Here is a 23,102-nt window from a genome sequence, read left to right as displayed (position 1 = left end):
TGAATATTGCTTATGATTTCAACAATGAATACGGTGTAAACTCATTTACTTGCGGCTGCTGTCCCCGAAGGAAAGCAGTCATGCCAGTACGAGCAAGTTCTTTGATTCCGTATGGTCTTAATAAATCAATTAAAGCCTCGATCTTATCGGGCTTACCTGTTACTTGGATAGTGAGACTATCTTTGCTCACATCAATGATGGATGCCCGAAACGGTTCGATAATACCTTGAATTTCACTGCGTAACTGAGCGCTGCTTAGGACTTTCACCAGAGCTAATTCGCGTGCAACGATTGCTTTATCGGTAATGTCAGAAACCTTTATAATATCGATCTGTTTGTTTAGCTGTTTTGTTACTTGCTCTAGTTTTTGATTATCTTCTACTTCGACAACGAAAGTCATTTTAGAAATACCTTCGATTTCTGTTCGACCAACAGAAATGCTTTCTATATTAAACTGTCTTTTTTGTAGCAGACCAGTTACACGGTTCAGCACTCCGCTGCGATTTTGAACAGTTGCAGTTATAATGCGTCTCATGGTTTCACCCCAATCATTTCATGAAGTCCTTTGCCTGGTGCGATCATAGGATATACATTTTCCAGTTGAAGCACGCGTGCATCGATTACTACTGGTCCTTCATAAGCGATTAGTTCAGGCAATTGGTCAATTAATTCTTCTTGTGTTTCAAATTTTGCGCCTCGAATGTTATAGCTTTCCGCCAGCTTCACAAAATCTGGTTGAACATATAGTAAAGATTCGGAATAACGTTCTTCGTAAAACTTCTCTTGCCATTGTCGGACCATGCCAAGTGCACAGTTATTAACGATGATTACTTTAACAGGCAAGCCTCTTTCTTGCAATACAGATAGTTCTTGCAATGTCATTTGAAAGCCGCCATCCCCAACTAGTGCAACTACGGTTTCGTTGGGAGCAGCAATTTGTGCTCCGATTGCTGCTGGGAAGCCAAATCCCATCGTTCCAAGTCCACCAGAAGTAATCCAGCGATTAGGCTTATTGAAAGTATAATATTGTGCAGCCCACATTTGATGTTGACCCACATCGGTTGTAACAATAGCTTCACCATTGGTCACTTTATAAACCGCTTCAACTAACCATTGTGGCACCATCTCTTCTTTCGGATTGTTATACCAGAGTGGGTAGTTCTTCTTGTTTGTCTGCAAGTCTCTTAACCAATCTCCGTGATTTGGAGAGTTTTTAATTAATTTTTGCATACTTAGTAGTGCTTCATTAGAATCAGCAACAATTGGAATGTTTGTAGAAACATTTTTACCAATTTCTGCTGGATCAATGTCAATATGCGCAACAACCGCGTTAGGAGCGAAATGTTGTAAGTTTCCTGTTAAGCGATCATCAAAACGCGCTCCGATATTAATGAGTAAATCACAATCGTATAAAGCCATATTAGCTGAATACGTGCCATGCATACCGGCCATTCCTAGTGCTAGTTCATGATCTCCAGGAAATCCGCCAAGTCCTAACAGTGTTGTTGTAACTGGAAGGGAGTGTCGTTCGGCAAATGCAATTAATTGCTCTGTTGCATTTCCATGTAATATTCCAGCTCCTGATAGAATTACTGGTTTTTTTGAATTTGCCAATGCTTCCCCAAGTTTTTTAATTTGTAATGGATTCGGCTTTGTTGTCGGTTGGTAACCGGGAAGATGAAAATCTGTGTCATAGCTATCTTCACAATGGTTAGCTGATATATCCTTAGGGATATCAACAACAACTGGGCCAGGTCTTCCTGTGGAAGCAATATGAAATGCTTCACGAACGATCCTCGGTAGATCTTTAACATCTTGAACTTGATAGTTATGCTTTGTAATAGGTGTAGTAATACCGATTACGTCAGCTTCTTGAAAGGCATCCGTACCAATAACTCCTCTAGCTACTTGACCAGTGAAGATAACCATTGGCAATGAATCCATCATCGCATCAGCAATACCAGTAACTAAGTTTGTCGCCCCTGGTCCTGAAGTAGCAATTACAACAGCGGGTTTTCTTAAAATTCTTGCGTAACCTTCCGCAGCGTGAATGGCTCCCTGTTCATGACGAGTAAGGATATGCGTAAAGTTCTCCTTATATCGGAACAAGGAATCGTAGATGGGTAACACTGCGCCACCTGGATAACCAAAAATTGTGTCGACATTTTCCTTGATCAACGACTCTACGAGTAAATCTGCACCTGTCTTCGGCTTCGTTTTGGCTTCAACTTCGTGCTTTGCTTCTACCTTCACTAGTAATCCCTCCTAAATAATAAAGTGAAACTGATTTCAGTTTGTTTTATACACCTAATATAAAAAGGCCAATTCTTCCCGAATACACCACAAATACAAAACTAGTTTGCGGTTTACACGGGGAGAAAAGGCCTTTAGCTTTTCACGGTACCACCCTGAATTCACAGCATTCTTACAAATGCTGCCTTATGATGCATGCTTTAGTAAGCGTGGCATCTTTTGATAACAGGTGTAGGTTATACACCTGGCTAAGCTTAATAGGTTTCCCCGTTCTGCTTAACACTCAGGGACGATGTCAGAATAAGGTGTAATTCCGGGCTTCCAGCAACCCCGGCTCTCTGTAATTACACATGTCTTATTCTTTTGTTCCCGTCATCGATTTCATATATTGTTGTTCGTTGATCTCGTTATTATAGATGAATTCCCAAGCTATTGTAATATGACCAAAGCAGAAAGTCCATCATTTTTGAAATTAAGTTAAAGATTTATGTGTGCCAATCAATAACCTTAAAATATACAATCTAACCTTAGTGAAATTTACTAACTAAATCCTTTGGTTGACGACAATCATACAACCATTTAGACAGCAGGTCAACAGCTTTAGTTAAAATTTTCTGATATTTGAGACAATCGCCCGCGCGGTAAGCGTTTACAACCTAATAATAACAAGAAATTTAAAATTGAAAAAATTTTTCATCAATTTTTATTAGGTCATGCAATAAAATCTGGGTATTATTGTAAAGTACAACATTATCAAGTGCTTGCGCTATATTTTGTATCTTGCGATGTAAGATAACCTTACGTTTAGTGTTCGTTAGTTGATGAAAATTATGAATTATTATTCAACAAATATTATGCTATTATTAATAGATATTTATATTAATTATAATGCTTTTTAGTTCGAGATGACTTGAAACAATTATATGGTGACGAAATTGATAAAGAGGGAGGATAAAATGAAAAAATTAGCTGTTATTCCCTGTGGATCGAAAAAAATATGGGATGTAAAAGATGCTGTCGGACCTGTTCCTGCTAAACAGGCTTATATTAGTACCTTTCACTGTTTGTGCGAACAGTATGCAGAAACTTTTTGTGACCAATGGGTAGTGTTATCTGCTAAGTACGGATATTTATTGCCTACTGATATAGTTAAAGAAAATTATAATGTTACCTTCGGGATGAAAAATGTTGAAGTTGTATCAAATCAATTCCTACAAGACCAGATATATAGTAAACAGCTAGATCAATATCAAGAACTAGTTATTTTAACAGGGAAAAAATATAAACCATACATTTTCGGGAGTTTTTCAGATGACCATTTATATAAGTTTCCATTACAGCGTTGTAAGGGTATTGGTTATATGCAGCAATTACTTAAGCAATCAATCCGAAGTGGCCGGCCAATTATCTAATCCAATGATAAGATGGTGAGAGATAAACTATTAACTATGTAAAGGAGTAGAATGATATGGCTTTGTATTTTTCCTATGGCAGATGTATAAAAGGGTTAGTGTACAAGTAGTTCCTTTTGATGATCGAAACTCTATGGAAGCAACAACATATGGTGTTGTCAATAAAGAGGCTAGTGAAGTTGAACCATCTAAAGAATATATAAAAATTATTTTGGACGGTGCAAAAAAACTTTTCGAAACTTACCGAGAGAATTTAATAGAAAGGTTTAAACATGTATTAGATTAGTCAATTTCATAATACTGATTTTTAGCTATCTTCATCCATATATAGTCGGATTGAACCGTCTCCGGACTATATATGGATGAAGATAGCTGTATAAGGTAATTATGAAATTGACTCAGATAGATAAGTAATTAAAACAGGCTGGTAGCTGAAGATTCAGTTTACCGACCATTTTAATTTTAGCCTATATTTAACATAGTGTTGTTATTGCGTAAAGTAGCTAATATGAGTCGTCACGTAGTGCACGTGATTTCCGCTCCAGGCAGTCGCTTTTCGCGGGCGCGGCTTCAGCTCGCACTTTTCCCGCTGGAGTCGACTGCCTGGAGCTCCAATCACCCGACGTAAAGAGCAATCCCGTTAGCAGCGGAGGAAATCCATTTCGACTCCTCGAAAATAAAACCCAATTTTCTTCGTGCGATGTATCGCTGCCGTAGCTTTCCTTATCCTGCGGGACTAGTGGTGTAAGTGAGACCCCGCAACGCGATAGCGTGAGGAGGCTCACTAGCCACCCGTGGAAAGCGAAGTGGATTTCCGGAGCGGGTATAAGCACACTCTCAGGTTACTACGCATTTTAGTTCAATTACAAAGTATAAAGAGCAACAAATTTTATCAAAAGCGCCATTATTTATAAAATGTAAGATTCACCCCGTAAACACACGATCGCTTGGGTAACGTATATGGGTTTCGTGTGGTTTAGCAAGCAAAAACGCAAAGGTTAAAGGACCAATTCTACCAATAAACATTAAAGCTACTATTAGAATCTTGCCCACAACAGATAAATCTGCTGTAATACCCATTGATAATCCGACGGTTCCGAACGCGGAAACGGCTTCAAACATTATCGCTAAAAAAGGTGCATTCTCGGTTATTGATAAAATCAATATGAATGAAAAAACTACAAGTGAACTCATAATTACAATTGAAATTGAACGGACAATTACGGCTTGTTCAATTCTTCTTTTGAATAAAACTGGTTCTCTTTGCGATTTCAAAAAGGTGATTGTTGCAAGGACAACAACCATTGCGGTCGTCAATTTTATACCACTTCCTGTAGACGCACTTCCAGCCCCGATAAACATGAGGAGCATCATGTAAATGAGTGAGGTGTCTTCCATGTTCCCAATGGTTATTGTATTAAAGCCTGCTGTTCTTGTTGTAACAGCTTGGAAATAGGATGCAGATAGTTTGCCTAAGTCGGTTAATGGTTTTAAAGTATCTGGATTATTATATTCAATGAAAAAGATAACTAGCATCGATACGACATTAATGATTAAAGTACCTATTAACATCATTTTTGTATGCAGCATTAAAGGATGCCAATTTTTATTTGCTCGTAAATCAGCGATAACAGTAAACCCTAAACCGCCAACAATAAATAAAATAGTAATCGTTATATTTATAATTGGATCGGTCACGTAATCTTCTAAATTATTTGACCAAGTAGAAAACCCGGCATTATTAAAAGCCGATATTGTGTGAAATAGACTATTAAATAGTCCGTCTTTCCATCCAAATACCGGTACCCACCGCATAGATAATATAAAAAAAGCAATCCCCTCTACTAAAAATACGAAGGTCATTAATAGCTTCACTAGTTTAACAATCCCGCCTGGTGAATGTTGATTAAATGACTCTGCAATGTTTACGCGCTGACGTAAGGATATTTTTCGTCCCATAATCAATAAGGTAAATACGGCAAAGGTCATTAATCCTATTCCACCAAATTGAATCATTAGCATGATCACAGTTTTGCCAAACATCGTAAACCCGCTCTCTGTATCGACCACAGAAAGTCCAGTTACAGTTGTAGCTGAGACTGCTGTGAATAGGGCGTCTACCCATGAAATGCACATAGATGTAGAGATTGGTAGCTTAAGTAGCAATGTTCCAACACAGATGACTCCAAGAAAGCTAAGTGCTAGAAGTCTTGGGGGTGATAAAGAAGATAACTTTGATTTTAACTCGGACAAATGTATTACCTCTTTCGATTTTTATCATTTTCTAATTGATACTCCATCAATTGAAAATTTTTCGAACCATTCTTAAATGACTTTATTAGTCTAAATCCTATCTTTTCGTAAACGGTTATTGCACGTTGGTTAAATGTGGCAACACTAAGACGAAGTGCTTTAGGGTGAAATTGATGTATGGCAAATTGTATTCCAGACTGGACGAATTGTTTGCCGTATCCTTTTCCTGTAAGAATAGGATGCATCGCCAATCCGATGTCAATAGATTGTTTATTGCTATATATACCTAATGTAACACCGTCTCGTACTTGAGCACTTTCACCAAAACAAAAATATCCAATTAATTCATTTTTGCTATCTTTGACAGCATAGTAAGTCCCGTTAAGTAATTCTTTTATACCATTTTCATTTTCTAAATGATCATAGAAATTGTACGGTTGTTCGTATTTCCATGTACTTATTTGTTTTGCAGATTCTAAGTTTACCGGAAGAAATAACAAGATGAAAAATCCTTTCTGATCTTATTAGGTGATTTTTAGTTTTGTTGATTTCATAATTGATCTTTAACCATTCACATGTATTTAGATTAAACTGCACCCAAAACTATACGTGGATACAAACGGGTGAGAATGTCATGAAATTGACTCTAATGATTTGATTATATATGGAGAGTTGACTGTTGAATACAAGTTTTTTTAATTCTATTAGATCCACTTACAATCGTTTGTATGGCAAGTTATATGGGCTTTCCTATAAAATAAGTAACAAAATAAGAGGAGGATGAATGAGACATACGTAAAAAGGACATTATTGCAACATTTTCTATTGTAGGTTTTGATCCGGATACAGGGGAGCTAGGTGTAGCTGTACAATCAAAATCATTGCGATTGGTTCGGATGTACCTTGGGCGAAAGACGGCGTCGGTGCGATTGCAACCCAGGCCTTTGCGAATCCATCGTACGGATTCTAAAGGATTGGAACTACTAGAAGCTGGTAATATGTTGAAGAAACCATTAAAATCCTTACTGAATCGGATCCTGATAACGAAAAGCAAGTAGGAATTGTTGATTTTCGTGGCAATGCAGCCAGCTTTACAGGGACTAATTGTTATGATTGGGCAAGGGGAATGACTGGGAACAACTATGCTGCCCAAGGGAATATTTTAATTAACAAAGAAACAGTCACTTCGATGGGACAAGCGTTTGAAACGACATCAGGTAGTCTTTCTGATCGCTTGCTAGCTGCATTGACTGCAGCTCAAACTGCTGGAGGCGATAGTAGAGGGAAGCAATCGTCTGCCATCTATGTTGTAAAAGACAAAGGTGGTTATGGTGGATTAAATGATATTTTAATTGATTTACGTGTCGATGATCATCCAGAGCCAATTGATGAACTTATCCGTTTATATCAGCTCCAACAACTATGTTTTGGGAAACAAAACCATAAAACATCCTGGAAATCACAGGAGAAGTAAGGTCCGATGAGTAACAAGGACTATATCGATGGGGATATTTACAATCAGACGAAGTAGTTGATGATACACTTTTTGATGCTTTAATACGATTCCTTCATACGGAAAATTTCGAAGAACGCGAATTAGAATTAGGCAAGATTGATCAAGAGGTGCTAGACTTTATAAAAAAGAAATAGCATCTAAAAAAGTTTAGCAAAGAATTACATGCTAGTCTGTTTTTTTATAGATATGACGAAATCAGTCTGTCAATGACATTAACCGGTCCTTAATTATATATATAGTAGTTTTAGCAGTGGAGAACCTATTTACTTCTCTACGCATAGGCTATAGCACAGTTTAATTGCTGTAACTATGTGCTTAGAGGAGGTAACGAACCGTGGTTGAATTGTCTTTGTCTCATTGGATATATGGGGCTTTTACATTAATTATCATTTTAACGATGGTGTTCCGAAAAGGGGTAGTACTTCCTACATTATTAGGGACCTTTTTGGTTGCTTGGGTTTATCAAGGTAATGTGATTGATGGTTTTACAACCGTGTTTAATGCAAATTTAGTCGCAGCTAAAGAGTTGTTTAACATATTTCTAATTATTACGTTCATGGTTGCATTGCTACATTCATTAAAAGACCTTGGTGCCGATCGTCGCATGATTCAACCGATTCAGAAGGTAATGGTCAACGGACATATTGCCTATTTTGTACTCATCATCGTGACCTACCTAATTTCCTTATTTTTCTGGCCGACACCAGCTGTTCCTTTGATTTGTGCGTTACTTGTACCAGCGGCTATTCGTGCAGGGTTGCCAGTGATGGTGGCTGCGATGGCAGTAGCACTAGCTGGTCAAGGGATGGCCTTATCATCAGATTATGTGATTCAAGTTGCACCAGGATTATCCGCAAAAGCAGCTGGAGTTGATGTAACAACACTAGCAGACCAAGCGTTAATCCTTTCACTTATTACTGGTGGTGTTGCAATTTCATTAGCATATCTATTTAACCGTAAGTCAATTCGTACAAAAGATGACCCGAAAATTGAGCAGGAACTATCTTTCATGCAGGGGTTGAAAGAAGAAACAAACAAATCCTCTAATGCAAAACACTTAACTTTGTGGAGCAAGCTATTTGCCATTTTAGTTCCTGTTTCCATGTTAATCGTAATGATTGTTATGATCACAACGAAGTTATCTGCAGGTAGAATGGGAGGATTTGAAGGAGGAGATGGCGCTGCGTTTATAGGCGGAGTTGCTGTTATATTACTTTTACTTTCAACTGTGGCTTTCGGAAAGCACCGTGCATTAGATAATATTTCTGATCATATTACAGAAGGATTCATCTTTGCTTTTAAGGCAATGGGTCCAGTAATTCCGATTGCAGGATTCTTTTTTCTCGGTAGTTCTGATTTCTCAGGAAGTATACTGGGAATTGAAGAAGGTGGGCCTAAGCTATTGTTTGATCTTGTAAATTCTACACAAGACTTTTTACCGCAGAATGCCTTGCTCGCTGCAGTAAGTATATTGATTATAGGCATGATTACTGGATTGGATGGTTCAGGTTTTTCTGGATTACCTTTAACCGGTTCACTATCAGAGGCGCTTGCTAACGGAATTGATCCTACAACTTTAGCGGCTATAGGACAAATGGGATCTATTTGGACTGGTGGCGGTACGATTATTGCATGGTCTTCATTAATTGCAATTGCAGGATTTTGTGGTGTACCAGTTATGGAGTTAGTTCGGAAAAACTTTGTGCCAGTAATTATCGGTTTGATTGTTTCCACGCTGTTGGCTCTAGTTATTTTTTAAATGTTGGAAAAAGCTCCATACTGGGGCTTTTTCTTATTAGACAAGTATAGAATTATCTAGCCCTATCGGGATCTTAAGTGGTTATCATATTTTGGGAATGTGTACTATAATATGAATCATGTGCGCACCATTTTTTGATATTTCTGTCTGTAAACAAGCTTTTAGCGAGTTTATAAATGAATATGATAAGATTATACACACAATAATTACTAAAGAGGTGGACTAATGAAGGCATTTGTACATAAGGGACAAGCTGTAAGTTATACAGATATTGATGAGCCGGAAGTTGCAAGAGGAGAGGTAAAGGTCGCATTAAAATATGCAGGTGTAAATCATCGTGACCTGAACATTCCTAAACGAAGAGGAGATAATCCGAATCCTTTAGTGTTGGGGTCGGACGGAGTAGGAATTGTGGAACAAGTAGGAGAGGGTGTATCAAATTACTCTGTCGGAGATGAGGTTATAATAAACCCTGGTATCGGATGGAAAGAAAAGAGTGATGCTCCGCCTGAAGGATTTGAAATAGTAGGAATGCCCGGTCATGGTACGTTTGCTGAAAAAATTGTAATAGTAGCAGATTGGTTGGAGAAAAAGCCTGCGTTTCTAACAGGTGAGGAAGCGGGAGTACTTGCTCTATCTGGCTTAACGGGTTATCGAGCTCTTTTTACAAAAGGACAGCTGAAACAAGGTGATACGGTTTTTATTCCTGGTGCAGGAAGCGGTGTCACGACATTTTTAATTCAGTTTGCAAAAGCTGTAGGAGCAAGAGTAATTGTTACGTCTAGGAGTCAGAAAAAGAAAGATAAGGCAATAGCGTTAGGAGCGGACCGGGCGATAGACACGAATAGTGATTGGTATGATGTTTTGGCGAATGAAACAATTAATATTGTAATAGACAGTGTGGGAGAAGCTACGTTTAATCGTTCACTGCAAGTGTTGATGCGTGGAGGTAGAATGGTTACTTTTGGAGCTACTACAGATGATCATGTCACGATCGATATTCGCTCATTTTTTTATGGACAATACCAGTTGCTCGGCTCAACCATGGGCAGTCGAGAAGAATTGCGTGAGATGCTCGCATTTATTGAAAAACACCAATTGCATCCAGTGGTTGATCAAGTGTTTCCGTTGAAAAATACAGATACTGCATTTCTCTACTTGGAGGAAGCGAAGCAATTTGGCAAGGTCGCTTTAAAGATATAGATGTAAGGAAAGACTGATAGCTGTATCGGTCTTTTTCATATAGAATTTTTCATGTGTCTAGCTCCGAGCGCCAGAAACTAGGCGACTTCGCGAATCGACTTACGATAAGTCATCATCGATTCAAGTTTTATCGAAGGTCGACTAAAGGCGGACTTGCCGTCCAACGTCGACATACCCCCTATGCGGGGGCATGATTCCTTTATCTTTAGTCGATGCGCTCCAGTCGCTACGTTTCTAAGCGGCGCTCTGCGCTTTTCTTATCTAACTATTTAAAAATGGTTTGACGCGTTCAATAGCTGCTTGTAATTTTTCGCTGTTATGCGAATACATTGTTTTCGCGGCTTGGTTTTCCGTTGCTAAGGCAAACAATTCTAAATCTGCTTGACATTTCTTCATCGTTGCTAACAGCAGGGGAAGTTCCTGTGGTGTTGGTACCTTTAGGTTATCGTCAAATAGATCTACAGTTAACTGCCCATAATGATCAATTTGACCAAGAAATACGTTTTCAATCGTAACACCAAGCTTGTCTAATTCTGTAGTCAGCCAATTATAACTCAAGCCTGCGGTCGCCAAAGGTTCGTATATTGGTTTACCATCCATTATTACTGTTTGTGGTTCTTTTACAGGAGCTAAATCTAAGCCTAAGTCCTTAGGTGTTAAAGGTTGATTTTCTTTTTTCGGTAGTATGCTTAATGTTCCGTCTGTTTCAAGCACGGCAAATTCAACATCAGCCACTTGAAAAAAATTGTTATTTCGTAATTTTTCGAGCAGATCATCGGTTGTATATTTCTCTTTTTTTAGATTATCCTCCATCACTTTACCATCTTTAATAAATACAGTTCCTTTTCCTTCAATAAAATCACGGATTTTTTTACTTTTTAATGTTATGATACCTATCAATAATGGTATAACAAACCACACACTCATACTAAGAAAGCCGTGTACAATGGGGATATCAGTACCCATTGACATCGTTGCTGCAATACTACCAATAGCGATACCGGTTATATACTCGAAGATACTTAACTGAGAAAGTTGTTTCTTACCAAGCCACTTGGTAAAGAAAAAAAGTGTTATCAGGAGACTAGTTGATCGAATAATAACATTTACCCATTCAGGCATATGGTCTACTCCTTGTTTTAAAAGCCTTTATATTGTAACTCTTCGCGCTCCAATTCACCGACACGTTGTTGTAAGTCCTTTTTTATTTCATCGAGTGATAGCATTGTTTCATGAAAAACTTGTTGAGCCTTTTTTTCCTGTGTTCGTTGTAATAGGTTGGAAAAACTTGCTTGCATTCCTTTCACACTTGATAACGTCTGTTTTACTTGCGATCCAACGGTCAAAAAATTTTCCTCCTTTATCCTTTTGGCTTGAAAAAAATCGCGCCAATCATCCCGAAAATAATTGCTGCTGATATTCCTGAGCTAGTTATTTCGAACATTCCCGTTACGACCCCTATAATTCCGTGCTTTTCAGCTTCTTGCATGGCTCCATGAACTAATGAGTTCCCGAAACTTGTAATTGGAACAGTTGCTCCTGCGCCAGCAAAATCAATTAATTTATCATATAAACCAAATCCACTAAGTAAAGCTCCTGACACTACTAAGGTGCTGAGCGTATGGCCAGGCGTTAATTTAAATACATCAAACATAATCTGTCCAATCACACAAATCAGACCACCTACAACAAATGCCCAAAAGAATGTCATCGATTACGCACCTCCATTTTCTATTGAGACAGCATGAGCGATACATGGTATCGTCTGGTTTTGTTGTGCACTAAGTGGTGATAATAGCGCGCCGGTAGCAACGACTAAAATACGGTTTAGTTCTCCTTTTAGCATCCGGTTTATAAAGTGGCCATAAGTAACAACTGCAGAGCAACCTGCACCACTAGCTCCTGCAAGCACGGGTTGATCCTCCCGATAAATCGTCAATCCACAATCAACAAATTTATCTGGATGTATATAAGTACCCTGTTTGTTTAATAAATCAAGTGCAATTTCACGTCCAATGTGGGCAAGATCACCTGTGATGATTAAATCGTAATAATCTGCAGTGACATTCCTCTCTTTCAAATGTGCTTCGATAGTATCGACGGCAGCAGGAGCCATTGCGCCTCCCATGTTAAACGGGTCACTCAATCCCATATCAATAACCCTTCCAATTGTTGCAGATGTTACTTTAGGTCCTTGCCCCTTATCACTAAGGAGTGCGGTACCAGCACCTGTTACAGTCCACTGTGCTGTTGGAGGCTTTTGTCCTCCATATTCAGTAGGGTATCGAAATTGTTTTTCAACTGCAGCGTTATGACTCGCTGCACCTGTTAGTACGTATTTTGCTCCTTTGCCATTTATAAGGAAAGCACTTAATGCTAAACCTTCCATCGAGGTTGAACATGCGCCGAAAAGACCTAAATAAGGGGTTCCAAGTGTTTGGGCCGCGAAACTTGTAGGGGTAATTTGATTGATTAAATCACCCGCTAAGAAGAATTGCACCTGCTCTTTCTGAATACCACCTTTTTCAATTGCTTTCTGACAAGCCTCATCAATAAGAATTTTATGTGCTTTTTCAAATGAGTCTTGTTGCAACCATAAATCATCATGTAACAGATCAAAATCTTCTGGAATTCGACCGTTCGCTTCAAACGGACCACCAACAGTACCGGTAGAAATAATTGTTGGATTGTTCTCAAATGTCCAAGTTCGATGACCGATAAGCATTACAATCCCCCCAATTGCGTTATTATAGTTTTAACAAGGGCGATGACAAAAGCAGAAAACACACCGAACAAAATTACAGAACCAGCTAGTTTAAACATATTGCCACCGACACCGAGTACAAACCCCTCTGTCCGGTGTTCAATACATGCTGATATTACAGCATTTCCGAATCCTGTAACTGGAACAGCTGTTCCAGCACCAGCGAATTGTGCAATATGGTCATAGACGCCAAAACCGGTAAGGAGCAACGTAAAGAAAATAAGTGTTGCGACCGTAGGATTTCCTACGGTTTGTTCTGTAAAATCAAAAAAATACATGTAAAATGTAGAAATACATTGACCTATAAGACAAATTGTTCCACCGATTAAGAAAGCTCTTAAACAATTTTTATAGAGCGGTCTTTTAACTTCTCTTTTTTCAGCAAAAGATTGGTACTGCTGTTGTGTTGGTGTTAGGTTTTTTTTCTTGTTATTAGCCATAAACATTACTCTCCAATCAAGCCGTATCGTCCATTAGTTTTGTTATTTGTTTATATTTTTTCAAAACGTCTGTTTTATTCATTTGTTGTTTAACCATTCTATGTTCTATTTTATCTAGTTCAATATATATTTTTTGGTCAGAGGAAACGTCTACAGTCATATCTGGATTTTGCTTTTTTAATTCTTTTTTAAATTCTTTTTCTAAGACTTGCTCATTAAATTGATCAAACGGTTTAACTTTAATTGCTAATAATAGGTTTTTATCCGTATTAAAACCACTTACTGCACTAACCTCTTCTCGAGATAATAACCATTCCTTTGCTTGATTTGCTATCGTTTGGTCAAAGGAAGAGGGATGAGTAATATTTGTTATATTTTGACTGTCAATATCGTTTGGCTGTGTATTTTGACTATCCTGTGTACAACCAAATAGAAAACTAATAATTAAAATTGCTACAAAGTACCTTATATTTACATTCATGGTGCACCACCTTTTTTATGTAAAAGGCTGGTAACGAGCCAACCTTTTATTAGTATTACTGTTTATACTGCGGCTCTTCATTCTCAATTTGCTGAACACGAGGTTCTAAAGACTGGAGAATCGTTTCGGTTTGTTGAGCTGCATTTTGATACATTTTCTTTGCTTGTTTATTTTCTGTCTGTAATGCAAAGGTTTCAAAGCTAGCTTGGGCACTTTTTAATCCAGCTAATGTTTGTTTTACTTGTGTTGCAACGGTCATTTATGTTCCTCCTCAAATAAAATGTGTTGCAATTATAGGATGAGTTATACGAGTGAATTTATTCTGCGTAGACAAATGACAAAAAATGGTAAAGTGTTATTCGGTACATGTTAGAATAAAATGTACTAAAGGATATAGATAGTTGGAAGAGAAGGTAGGATTAAAATTTTCTCATTGGGGTAATAAATTATAAGAGGATTTATGCTTAACGGTTAGGTAAATAGTTAAAAATACTATTTGTGTTATTTGCAATGTTATGATAGAAAATGTATGGGAATATCAACCATTAATTGCGAGTCTCTAGGTTCTAAAGGGTCATCCAATAATAATCATTCGATAAGATTCTCTTGAACAGTGGCATATTAAAACTATGTTTTTTTCCAAATTTTATAAAAAGTGAAACTATTTGATAACTTTATCCGTCTATACAGGTAGGTGTTAAATCGTACATAGGAACAGAAGGGGGAGTAGTGGTTGTTAAAAAAAGTAGTTTTCGTCACATGCATTTTATTGTTAGTTGGATCTTTGACTGTCTACTGGTTAAAAGGGACATCAACCGCCAAATTGATTGAGCCAATAAGAATTGATGAACAGAGCAACAACTTCATCCTACACGTTCGTATGGAAAATCATGAAAATGGTTTACAGGTATTACGTTCATTAGAATATATTGGTACAGAAACGATAACACTCAGTCACCGCACTCCTTTAATAGGCTTATCTATTAATCATGACAACCCTAAGTTTACTGGAAGTCCAGTAACTAAAATTATGGACCCTGGTGATATTTATCATCCGGATGATCTTCAGGTATTTGCTTTTCGTGAACCTGGTTCATATACGCTTTTTGTTCATTGTCAATTAGAAGTTAATGGCGAACCGATTAACATTCGAATAAATCGTGATTTTATATTCAAATAACAACTCATAGAAAAAGGTAGTCCTAATTGGACTACCTTTATTTTCGATTAAATTTCTTTTCTTGGACAAAGCTTGAAACATCCATTCTCGTTGGCTTATTGAATTTACGAACCATTTGCTCCGTCCATGTATCATTTCGTTGATTCGAACTTCGTTTTTGATAATAATCATTAACTAAATCATTAAATTCATTTAGGTAGTTATTTATAATTTGATTATCATGCTCGTATTCATTTTCAAAATAGATTGCTTTGTGTGGCAATCGTGGTCTTATTTCTCTTTGTTGGTCGGGTACTCCTACCGCCATTCCGAATAAAGGAATAACATGATAAGGTAAATTCAGTAAGGAATCAACTTCTTGGATGTTGTTTCTTAGACTTCCGATATAGCAAATGCCTAAACCCATAGATTCTGCTGCTAGGGCGGCGTTTTGGGCTGCTAGAGCAGCATCTATAGAAGCGACCAAGAAGTGTTCTGTATTTTGTAGGTTTTCAAGCATTTTATCGTAGTCAGATTTACTTGCTTTTATAGTTAAACGATTTAGGTCTGCACAAAAAACAAACAGATGACCGTTGTTTTGAACATAGTCCTGATGGGAAATCTCTGCTAGTTTTTGCTTTTTTACTTCATCTGTGACTCCAATAATGCAGTATGCCATCATATAACTTGAAGTAGAAGCACGACAAGCAGCCTCTACAATATTTGTAATTTGATCATACGTAAGTTGTTCCTTTTTAAATTTTCGGATAGATCGATGATTTAGTATTGTTTCTAGCGTAGCATTCATGTAGGCACTCCTTGTTATTCTTTGATACTTAATTCAGTTGTTATTGTGTTCATGTCTGATGATAATTCCCAAGACACTATAGAGTCAACGTTTGGCTCGATTACATCAGGAACTGTAACTAGAATGGATTGATCATCTTTCCAATAAGTGGTTAATATTGGCGATGTATACTTAGTTAGACTGTTTGGCAAAGTAGACGTAAACGGTAGTGTTTTCCAATTTACAATATCCATAATAACTAATTTATTGAATATGGCTGTTTCTACTTTAGTTTGCTTCATTCTTTTAAATACAAACATTAGTTTATCCTGTGAAGGTGAAGCTGAGATTGTATCTAACTCTGCCAAATCAGCTAATAAATAAGAACGACTTTCATCGGATTGATCAAGCAAAATGTATGAACAACGACTATTGCTACAAGAAAATTCAAGTAAGTATAATGATATGAGTTCGGTAGCCTCGATTGGTGAAACTGATATACTGTTAATCGCTTTCTGCGTGTCAGGTGAAGCTTTTAGGTAGTTATTCAAAATAGGTATGTTTGTTAAATTTAATTTCACTTTTTCATTATTTTGGCTGATTTCTATATATAACTCTTCATTTTCGATAACTTCGTCAGTATCTTCAATCGTTAGTGAAGGTTGTTTTTCACTTTGTGCATTTTCTTCATTACTTTGCTCTACTTGCTGTTGTGAGCAGCTGATCAGTAGTAATAATAGTATTAATCCAAAACTTGCTTTTCTCATATTAAACAACTCCCAAGAGCACTATTTACGAAAAATCTTTAAATTGTTTTTTCACATATCTTTTTAGATGAAATGAATGGATAACGCGAATAAGAGGCCTAATACTAAATTGTACACTACCTATTATAAAAAGCCAAACAGCTAGATTTTCCCAATCTTTAAACAAAAAGCCAATACTCCCTAATAAAAACCATAAGGAAATAAGAAAGTCATTTACATTATAAATGATTTCATATGATTTTTTGAAAAACAAATCATACTTTCCGATTTGGAAATCGATATATTCCTTTTTCTTCTGTTCATTTTCCATAAAAAACCCAACCTTATATATAGTATATGGAACTATACCACCAGATATATTTTTTAATCAAAAAATATAGTTCCGACAAAAACAATAATTCATAGTAAAAGGTACTTTATGTTATAGTTGAAAATGAGTAACAAAGGTATTTACAAGAACAATGATACTATAAGGTATCGATTTTTGAAGGGATTATAACAATAGGTACAGTTGAAAGTATTCGGGAAAACAATCACATAAAAGTTATGGCTGGCCAGATTTTCTTGGTAAATATAAATATATTGAGTTCAATTACTAAACTCGGTTATAGAATAACTCACAAATACGAAAGTACGAATCATATAAATAGCTTCATATTTAAAATTTTCCCGACAAACGGTATTTTATTTATATTTAAGAGGTTAGTGATTTATCTAATAGGGGAAAGGTGCAGGGTTAATCGAAGAGAACAGGGCAATTCATTTCAATTGAAAAGGAGGTTAACTATGAAAACCTTTAAACTTATATCTCTAAATGTATTGAAAGAAACAAAGGAAACTGTGAGTAAAAATCCAATTCAATTGAAAGACGGCTTAATTATTGATCGTGAAGATGATAAAAATCAATGGTTAGTTGAGGCTTATGTTGAACGGAGCTATGAAGATTATTTTCGTGATTTAATGAACGATAATAATATTATTATTTTGTTGGCTAAGATTACGAAAGAGAGTAACCAACCGGCAACTTTTATGGCGTCTATTAGTGAAATAACACAAATTGAAGATGACATCACTGTTATTTTCTTTGCTACATTAGTCGACCGGAAAAAAGGGCAATTCACGAAGGTGTTAAAGAGCTTAATTGATGAAGGTTTTGAGGGTGACGAATTGTTGGACGAATTTAAGGATAGAGCATAAGACAGGCTTCATTATTAATACTTAAATATAGCAATGTACGTTCATATTGGTGCTCTACTGATAAAAAATGCAAACCCTTTAAATGAGTAGGGTTTGTATTTTTTATTTTGAATTACAGATTAACAAAGGCTGTTTCTAAAAGATTGTTGTTAATACGCAAAATAGCTAAACTCCGTCGTAACTTGGAGAGTGCTTGCACCGCTTCGGAAATCCACTTCGCGCACCTTAGGGGAGCTAGTGAGCCTCCTAGAAGTTCCAGGGTATCCACAACTATATCCAAAGTGTGACATACATACTCACCTCCTGAATAATTACACTTATACTATAGGGAAATTGTTACGCTTGTGTATAAACGTTTGACCTAATTTGGATAAAAAACTGAATTTCTAATCCTTACAACTTGAGTAGAGTTGTATAAAGGAATAAAAACAATCATCCTCCAGTGTAAGATGATTGTATTATTGATACTTTTATAATTTTACTCACTAACTAATTCGCGGTTACTATCTATTATCTTTAATTGATCGTTTTCATACCCCACATATAGTTTATATTGATAAGTTTCTGTTTTTGTTTCTTGATTGGAAGTTCGTAATACATTATCAGCAGTTAATGTGAGCATAACTTGATTTGTTTCGTCATCAAAGGTACTAGTTAGATTCGATATATTAGTTTCGACTAGGTGGATGTAATTTTCACGAAATGCTTGATAAGTGGTTCGGCTCTGCCATTCACTTCCTAAAAGTGCATAAGCATTTATATAGTCACGAATCGCCAGGCTGTCAAAGAAATACGTAATCAGGTATGTCGCATCGTCTTTTAATTGAACAGGATTGATCGATTGCGCCAGTTCTGTTGCACTTTGGTATTCTAGTTCTCTGTGATCAGCTTTTTCAGACCAAGTCTCTATTTGTTCAATAACTTTTTTTAGAGGGATAGAAAAACCAATTCCACCTTCTTCGGTTCCTGCTGAGTTAATAGCAATCACGTCACCTGTTTCTCTATCGATTAACGGCCCGCCACTGTTTCCGTGTGTAATATTTGCGGAAATTTGTAATACATTCTCATAATTATATTCATCGATTGAAAAGGTACGGTTTTCTCCTGCAACAATGCCAAGACTAACGGTATTCTGAAAACCTAATGGACTTCCTACTGCTAATATTTCATCTCCGACTGTCGGGTTATAATCAAGATCTAATGTTGCTTTCGCCTGATTGGCCAACTGTGGTACTCGGATAACTGCAATATCTGTATCTTTGCCGATGCCTACTAATGCCCCGTTATAGGTTCTAGCATTTGCTGTCTTCACATAAATCGAGGTAGCATCTTTGACAACATGGGCGTTTGTAATGATATCTCCCTTTTCATTATATAAGAATCCAGAACCTATTTTTTCACTGGCATCGCTTAAAGCTTCAATTTGAACGACGCTTTTTTGTGATTCGTGAATAATTGAAGTTAGATCTACACTTGCTTCTTGTTCTGCAACTTGGAGAGCTAGTGTGTTTTTTACTTCAATTGGAGAGTTTGTCCAATCCTTGTAAATGAAAAATATACACGAAGCCCCAATAATTAAAATTATAACCGATAGGAAAATAGGAAGATAGGTATGTCTTTTATTCATTGTTTCACTCCATTTTATCTAGTCAAGAAACCATTTTATTTTATTAATCTTCACTTTCAATTGTTTATCCTTATCTTCCGGTGCAATTTCAAAATGTGTGTAATCGAAGTTACCTTGTTCTCCTGGATACAGTGTATCTGGATATACAAATACTTCGTTAGCCATAAGTTCAACATCATCTTCATCCAGCAATACATATTCCACGGAAATAGAGTTTATCGGAACTGTAGCAACACTTGTTAATTTACCTGACACAACTAAATTATTTTGATCATCTTTACTGATTTTTATATCACCAAGGCTGACTGCATCGTTTTGATTTTTCTCGCGTTCTTCTTCGGCTGCACTCATTGCTTGTTCGATTCGTTGCTGCTGTTCAGTTTCAAAAGAAATTTTTTCTTTCTCAATTGTAGTTTTTAAACTTTTGAGCTTTTCAGATTCAGGAGCATATTTTAATGCATCTTCAATGATGTCACGAGCATTTAAGAATTGATGTGTTTTTAATTGCTGATTAGCATTGGAATAGGCATAAGAGACGATCCTATTTCTTATATCATCTGCAATTACATTTGCTTGCTCGATTTGAATAGCTTCAGCTTGCCAAAGTAGCGTCTTGAGATCCTCAAATGACGGGTCTTCCTCCATTTGCGCGTTTAAATGTTCTAGTTGGGTTGTTTTTCTATTAGAGACAATTTCATCAACTAAGTTGCTAACTAGTTCTCCTTTATAGTTTTTTAGTCTATCTTCTGCATTAGAGAGAAGCTCTAATGACTCTTGGAAATTTTGTTCCTGTATCAAGTAGTCTACTCTGCTCAGCTCTCCTTGGATTTCAATCGTGATGTTCATGAAATTTTTGTTCTCTTCAGCTGAAGGGAAATTAGGATTTAGATCCAAGGCATTACTAAATGATTGGAGGGCCTTTTGATAGTTGCCATTTAATGCATAGTCTTCGCCTTCGTTAAATAATTGTTTTGCTTGTGTTTTTTGGTTTTCTAAATGAAGATAGTAAGCACCTACGGCTATGAATAATGCTATTAGTAGAGACAAAGGTATATACCAAAAACGATAATTCACTTTATTTTTACTCATCCTATTGTAAATGTCGTTAGGGATTTTATTACCACATTGAGTGCAAAATAGTTCATCTTCTTTTGTCTTAGCTCCGCAATACGGACAATAGAGCATAATTATTACACCTGCTTTCATACGTGAACCAGCACAATCTCTGTTGCTCATCAAATATTCTATCATATCGGCACTATTGAACATACCCATTTAATGTAATTAAATATTTTGATGTCACATGCAATGGTATTTAATTTTGATATTTCTCGAGGGTAAATGTGTATGATATAATTAGAAAAGGTTATGATTTACTGGGAGGAGGTTTTACATATGGAAGATACTCTTTTTTCTATTGTTGCCATTGGTATTCTTATAACGTTTATTGGATTTGAAATATTTGATCGAGGTTAATGATGGCATTTTGCCATCATTTTCTTCTGTATAGAACCAGTAATTACAACAAATACACCTTTTTATTAATAATAAAAATATGTCGAATCATTGTCGTATCGATTGGTTTTATTTAATATTTCTATTGTTTTTTGTCTTATTTTGCGATTCGCTTTACTTCTACCTCAACCTTTGGCATAATCAGTAACGTTTATATGGTATTTTTTAATCTAAAATATAAAAAGAAGGGTATTGGGGATAGTGAGTAAGGAATATAATACGGCAGTAATGGACACGGATAGTTTACACCTCCAGATTAAAACGAAACGAATGCAAATGATTCAAATAGCAACTAAAAAGGGTCTGTCTAGTAGTGAGACAATAAGGCAGAGCCAAGAACTAGACGCCCTCATATTTCAATATCTTTGCCAACAGCAATAGTTCATTGATTATTTTTTGATGATGACATGGACCCCAACTGTTTATTCTCATGTTCAAAATTTCTTTCAGCATAGAGGGGGGGTAGCCCGGTATAATGATTAGATCACAGTATTTGTTGCATAGAATTGAAAGTTTACGGAATAAAATGACCGAGGTTGCCAGGAACAAAGGTTTTACTAGTTCTGAATCTATTCAAATAAGCCAAGAACTGGACAAGCTACTTAACTTGTATGAGAAAAACAAGTACCTGGAAAAGAAAAATGATAAAATTTCTAGGTTTAAGTGTAAAAAAAAGGACTAACAAATATTTTATTAGTCCTCACTACATTATATTTTTTTATTGATTAAAAATTGCTCCAGTCGATTCATACCTTCCACGAGAGTTTCCATACTATAAGCGTAAGATAGCCTTAAGTAACCTTGCCCATAATCTGAAAATGCATCTCCAGGGACTAATGCAAGTTTTGCTTCATCTACTAATTGAACTGCTAAATCGAAGGATTGTGTAGTTATACCTGGGATTTTAAAAAAGAAATAAAATGCACCATCAGGTTTCACTGTATCAAGTCCCATTTTATCTAATCTACTTAACAAGTAATCCCGTCTTAGTTTGTACTGATCTTTCATCAAAATTGGATCTGATTTTCCTGCAGTTAATGCCTCAAGCGCAGCATACTGACTTATGCTGGATGCACAAGACACGTTATACTGGTGTACCTTAAGCAAATGTTCTGCTAACCATTTTGGTGCTAGTATATAACCGATTCTCCAACCAGTCATTGAATGAGACTTAGAGAGGCCGTTAATAATTATTGTTTTATTACTAACTTCACTAAATATGCCAATTGATGCATGTTTCTGTTCGTACGTTAATTCACTATATATTTCGTCTGCTAAAATAAAGATGTCTTTATTCTCTAATTCTGTCGCTATTTCATGAAGCTCATTTTTTGTTAATGTCACTCCTGTTGGGTTAGATGGGTATGGTAAAATGATACATTTTGTTTTATCTGTAATATAGTTTGCTATTAATTCTCTGGTGAATTTGAACTGATTATCTGCTGTATCAACATGTACTGGAATACCGCCAGCGAGACGAATTAATGGTTCATAGCCTGGGTAAATGGGTCCTGGTAATAAAACTTCATCACCTGGTTGAAGGATTGTCCTTAAGGTAATATCAATAGCTTGTGATGCACCAACAGTCACGATTACCTCTGAATCTGCATCATAGGATAAATCGTATTGCTCTCGTACAAAAGTAGAGATTGCTTTTCGTAATGGCAAAATTCCTGCATTCTGAGTGTATGTAGTATAGTTTTCGTTAATTGCTCTCTTTCCAGCATCCTTTACGTGTTCAGGTGTATGAAAATCTGGCTGTCCTATTGTAAGGGATAAAACATCAGGTTTGTTCGCTACTAAATTAAAAAACTGTCTAATTCCAGATATCTTAATTTGTGCGACATTGGTATTGATCAAATGTTCCACGGTGATTCCTCCATAATTAAAAAATACAAAATATTTACACAATTTCGATTTGTCTAAAATAGAAAATAGGTTATAATAGTAATGAAAGCGATTAACAACA

General features: G+C 36.4%; 27 protein-coding genes and 1 pseudogene. 11 read left to right on the top strand and 17 right to left on the bottom strand.

From position 1 onward, the window contains the following. Positions 1-10 precede the first annotated feature (10 nt). Together ilvN and ilvB are read right to left on the bottom strand one after the other, a co-directional pair. Positions 11-535 (bottom strand): acetolactate synthase small subunit, encoded by a 525-nt coding sequence (gene ilvN / locus ACI6MV_RS02155; protein WP_407268210.1) that lies wholly within the window; start codon positions 533-535, stop codon positions 11-13. Further along, on the bottom strand, positions 532-2,253 hold the full coding sequence (ilvB, locus tag ACI6MV_RS02150; protein WP_407268209.1) for an acetolactate synthase large subunit: 1,722 nt from the start codon (positions 2,251-2,253) through the stop codon (positions 532-534). The genes ilvN and ilvB overlap by 4 nt, the downstream gene beginning before the upstream one ends. A gap of 956 nt (positions 2,254-3,209) precedes the next feature. Here ilvB and ACI6MV_RS02145 point away from each other — a divergent pair. After that, entirely contained in the window at positions 3,210-3,665 is a 456-nt protein-coding gene (locus ACI6MV_RS02145) for a DUF6884 domain-containing protein (protein ID WP_407268208.1), read from the top strand. An 82-nt stretch (positions 3,666-3,747) separates the two neighbouring features. Next, positions 3,748-3,951, top strand: a complete 204-nt coding sequence (locus ACI6MV_RS02140; RefSeq protein WP_407268207.1) for a gamma-glutamylcyclotransferase — start codon at positions 3,748-3,750, stop codon at positions 3,949-3,951. Between the two features lie 638 nt (positions 3,952-4,589). On the opposite strand, the gene ACI6MV_RS02135 is transcribed toward ACI6MV_RS02140, so the two are convergent. Both ACI6MV_RS02135 and ACI6MV_RS02130 read right to left on the bottom strand, forming a co-directional pair. After that, positions 4,590-5,918, bottom strand: a complete 1,329-nt coding sequence (locus ACI6MV_RS02135; RefSeq protein WP_407268205.1) for a TrkH family potassium uptake protein — start codon at positions 5,916-5,918, stop codon at positions 4,590-4,592. A gap of 5 nt (positions 5,919-5,923) precedes the next feature. After that, positions 5,924-6,418 carry a GNAT family N-acetyltransferase gene (locus ACI6MV_RS02130; RefSeq protein WP_407268203.1) on the bottom strand — a complete coding sequence of 165 codons (495 nt, stop codon included), beginning with the start codon at positions 6,416-6,418 and terminating at the stop codon, positions 5,924-5,926. 371 nt (positions 6,419-6,789) lie between these two features. On the opposite strand from ACI6MV_RS02130, the gene ACI6MV_RS02125 reads away from it, so the two are divergent. The 5 genes and pseudogenes from ACI6MV_RS02125 (at position 6,790) to ACI6MV_RS02105 (ending at position 10,396) form a co-directional block, all read left to right on the top strand. Beyond that, positions 6,790-6,888 carry a DUF1028 domain-containing protein gene (locus ACI6MV_RS02125; RefSeq protein ID WP_407268228.1) on the top strand — a complete coding sequence of 33 codons (99 nt, stop codon included), beginning with the start codon at positions 6,790-6,792 and terminating at the stop codon, positions 6,886-6,888. A gap of 156 nt (positions 6,889-7,044) precedes the next feature. Then, complete coding sequence (locus tag ACI6MV_RS02120) at positions 7,045-7,392, top strand: DUF1028 domain-containing protein (protein WP_407268202.1); 348 nt, start codon at positions 7,045-7,047, stop codon at positions 7,390-7,392. 80 nt (positions 7,393-7,472) lie between these two features. Beyond that, a pseudogene (locus ACI6MV_RS02115) lies at positions 7,473-7,568 on the top strand (putative peptidoglycan binding domain-containing protein); the annotation flags it as partial. 263 nt (positions 7,569-7,831) lie between these two features. Continuing rightward, positions 7,832-9,193, top strand: a complete 1,362-nt coding sequence (locus tag ACI6MV_RS02110) for a hypothetical protein (RefSeq protein ID WP_407268227.1) — start codon at positions 7,832-7,834, stop codon at positions 9,191-9,193. A 225-nt stretch (positions 9,194-9,418) separates the two neighbouring features. Next, a complete protein-coding gene (locus ACI6MV_RS02105) occupies positions 9,419-10,396 on the top strand; it encodes a zinc-binding dehydrogenase (protein ID WP_407268201.1) in 978 nt (325 codons plus the stop codon). A 261-nt stretch (positions 10,397-10,657) separates the two neighbouring features. On the opposite strand, the gene ACI6MV_RS02100 is transcribed toward ACI6MV_RS02105, so the two are convergent. Genes ACI6MV_RS02100 through ACI6MV_RS02070 form a run of 7 tightly spaced genes read right to left on the bottom strand, consistent with a single transcriptional unit; the run spans position 10,658 to position 14,340 of the window. Next, entirely contained in the window at positions 10,658-11,518 is an 861-nt protein-coding gene (locus tag ACI6MV_RS02100; protein ID WP_407268200.1) for a DUF421 domain-containing protein, read from the bottom strand. Between the two features lie 17 nt (positions 11,519-11,535). Further along, a complete protein-coding gene (locus ACI6MV_RS02095; RefSeq protein WP_407268199.1) occupies positions 11,536-11,742 on the bottom strand; it encodes a DUF1657 domain-containing protein in 207 nt (68 codons plus the stop codon). Positions 11,743-11,756: 14 nt separating this feature from the next. Further along, a complete protein-coding gene (gene spoVAE / locus ACI6MV_RS02090) occupies positions 11,757-12,107 on the bottom strand; it encodes a stage V sporulation protein AE (protein WP_407268197.1) in 351 nt (116 codons plus the stop codon). Between the two features lie 3 nt (positions 12,108-12,110). After that, positions 12,111-13,121, bottom strand: a complete 1,011-nt coding sequence (gene spoVAD, locus ACI6MV_RS02085; RefSeq protein ID WP_407268195.1) for a stage V sporulation protein AD — start codon at positions 13,119-13,121, stop codon at positions 12,111-12,113. Beyond that, positions 13,121-13,600, bottom strand: a complete 480-nt coding sequence (gene spoVAC, locus ACI6MV_RS02080) for a stage V sporulation protein AC (RefSeq protein WP_407268194.1) — start codon at positions 13,598-13,600, stop codon at positions 13,121-13,123. Before spoVAC ends, spoVAD begins: the two co-directional genes overlap by 1 nt. A gap of 16 nt (positions 13,601-13,616) precedes the next feature. After that, the gene (locus ACI6MV_RS02075; RefSeq protein ID WP_407268193.1) at positions 13,617-14,081 is read right to left on the bottom strand and encodes a YhcN/YlaJ family sporulation lipoprotein; all 465 of its coding nucleotides are present in this window, start codon (positions 14,079-14,081) and stop codon (positions 13,617-13,619) included. A gap of 55 nt (positions 14,082-14,136) precedes the next feature. Further along, a complete protein-coding gene (locus ACI6MV_RS02070) occupies positions 14,137-14,340 on the bottom strand; it encodes a DUF1657 domain-containing protein (protein WP_407268191.1) in 204 nt (67 codons plus the stop codon). Between the two features lie 474 nt (positions 14,341-14,814). On the opposite strand from ACI6MV_RS02070, the gene ACI6MV_RS02065 reads away from it, so the two are divergent. Then, the gene (locus tag ACI6MV_RS02065; RefSeq protein ID WP_407268190.1) at positions 14,815-15,261 is read left to right on the top strand and encodes a hypothetical protein; all 447 of its coding nucleotides are present in this window, start codon (positions 14,815-14,817) and stop codon (positions 15,259-15,261) included. Between the two features lie 37 nt (positions 15,262-15,298). On the opposite strand, the gene nfsA is transcribed toward ACI6MV_RS02065, so the two are convergent. From nfsA to ACI6MV_RS02050, 3 genes are read right to left on the bottom strand one after another with little or no spacing between them, the layout of a single operon-like run. Further along, complete coding sequence (gene nfsA / locus ACI6MV_RS02060) at positions 15,299-16,048, bottom strand: oxygen-insensitive NADPH nitroreductase (RefSeq protein WP_407268188.1); 750 nt, start codon at positions 16,046-16,048, stop codon at positions 15,299-15,301. Between the two features lie 14 nt (positions 16,049-16,062). After that, on the bottom strand, positions 16,063-16,794 hold the full coding sequence (locus ACI6MV_RS02055) for a hypothetical protein (protein ID WP_407268186.1): 732 nt from the start codon (positions 16,792-16,794) through the stop codon (positions 16,063-16,065). Positions 16,795-16,819: 25 nt separating this feature from the next. Then, on the bottom strand, positions 16,820-17,104 hold the full coding sequence (locus ACI6MV_RS02050; RefSeq protein ID WP_407268185.1) for a YrhK family protein: 285 nt from the start codon (positions 17,102-17,104) through the stop codon (positions 16,820-16,822). A gap of 476 nt (positions 17,105-17,580) precedes the next feature. Between ACI6MV_RS02050 and ACI6MV_RS02045 the strand changes: the two genes are divergently transcribed. Further along, positions 17,581-17,991 (top strand): YwpF family protein, encoded by a 411-nt coding sequence (locus ACI6MV_RS02045; RefSeq protein ID WP_407268184.1) that lies wholly within the window; start codon positions 17,581-17,583, stop codon positions 17,989-17,991. Between the two features lie 478 nt (positions 17,992-18,469). Here ACI6MV_RS02045 and ACI6MV_RS02040 read toward each other — a convergent pair whose 3' ends face one another. After that, positions 18,470-19,618, bottom strand: a complete 1,149-nt coding sequence (locus ACI6MV_RS02040) for a S1C family serine protease (protein WP_407268183.1) — start codon at positions 19,616-19,618, stop codon at positions 18,470-18,472. 18 nt (positions 19,619-19,636) lie between these two features. Continuing rightward, complete coding sequence (locus tag ACI6MV_RS02035) at positions 19,637-20,854, bottom strand: tetratricopeptide repeat protein (RefSeq protein ID WP_407268182.1); 1,218 nt, start codon at positions 20,852-20,854, stop codon at positions 19,637-19,639. A 480-nt stretch (positions 20,855-21,334) separates the two neighbouring features. Here ACI6MV_RS02035 and ACI6MV_RS02030 point away from each other — a divergent pair, with 480 nt between their 5' ends. Together ACI6MV_RS02030 and ACI6MV_RS02025 are read left to right on the top strand one after the other, a co-directional pair. After that, positions 21,335-21,514 carry an aspartyl-phosphate phosphatase Spo0E family protein gene (locus tag ACI6MV_RS02030; protein WP_407268180.1) on the top strand — a complete coding sequence of 60 codons (180 nt, stop codon included), beginning with the start codon at positions 21,335-21,337 and terminating at the stop codon, positions 21,512-21,514. 94 nt (positions 21,515-21,608) lie between these two features. Beyond that, positions 21,609-21,815 carry a Spo0E family sporulation regulatory protein-aspartic acid phosphatase gene (locus ACI6MV_RS02025; protein ID WP_407268179.1) on the top strand — a complete coding sequence of 69 codons (207 nt, stop codon included), beginning with the start codon at positions 21,609-21,611 and terminating at the stop codon, positions 21,813-21,815. A gap of 26 nt (positions 21,816-21,841) precedes the next feature. Here ACI6MV_RS02025 and ACI6MV_RS02020 read toward each other — a convergent pair whose 3' ends face one another. Then, entirely contained in the window at positions 21,842-23,002 is a 1,161-nt protein-coding gene (locus tag ACI6MV_RS02020; RefSeq protein ID WP_407268177.1) for an aminotransferase A, read from the bottom strand. Positions 23,003-23,102: the final 100 nt, after the last annotated feature.

Origin of the sequence: Radiobacillus sp. PE A8.2 (genome assembly GCF_045635475.1) — a bacterium.
GTDB lineage: Bacteria > Bacillota > Bacilli > Bacillales > Amphibacillaceae > JBJGXI01.
This window is presented reverse-complemented; position numbering and strand designations above follow the sequence as displayed.